The organism is Mesorhizobium sp. 1M-11 (assembly GCF_001303895.1).
Taxonomy (GTDB): domain Bacteria; phylum Pseudomonadota; class Alphaproteobacteria; order Rhizobiales; family Rhizobiaceae; genus Mesorhizobium.
The window spans coordinates 1-448 of sequence record NZ_LJSD01000069.1; the positions used below are offsets into that span (position 1 = coordinate 1).

General features: G+C 58.9%; 1 protein-coding gene. It reads right to left on the reverse strand.

Translation table 11 applies throughout. The features are described 5' to 3' along the window. The coding region (locus tag AO692_RS27605) for a malic enzyme-like NAD(P)-binding protein (protein ID WP_280138684.1) at nt 1-448 on the reverse strand (448 nt) is incomplete at both ends.

Genomic DNA, 448 nt, shown 5'->3' on the forward strand with positions numbered 1-448 from the left:
CCCATGGCCTTCAGCAGTTCCAGACAGGCAATCCCCGCTGCCCCTGCCCCGTTGAGGACAATCTTCACATCCTCGATCTTCTTGCCGCTGATTTCGAGCGCATTGAGCAGACCCGCAGCGCAAATCACGGCCGTGCCATGCTGGTCGTCATGGAACACCGGAATGTCCATGATCTCTTTCAACCGCTGTTCAATGATGAAGCATTCCGGCGCCTTGATGTCTTCGAGGTTAATCCCCCCGAAGGTCGGCCCCATGAGGCGAACGGCCTGAATGATCTCGTCCGGGTCTTCGGTATCCAGCTCGATATCGATGGCGTTCACATCGGCGAAACGCTTGAACAGGACGGCCTTGCCCTCCATCACCGGCTTAGAGGCCAGCGCGCCCAGATTGCCCAGACCCAGAATGGCGGTGCCGTTCGAGACGACCGCGACCATATTCCCCTTCACCG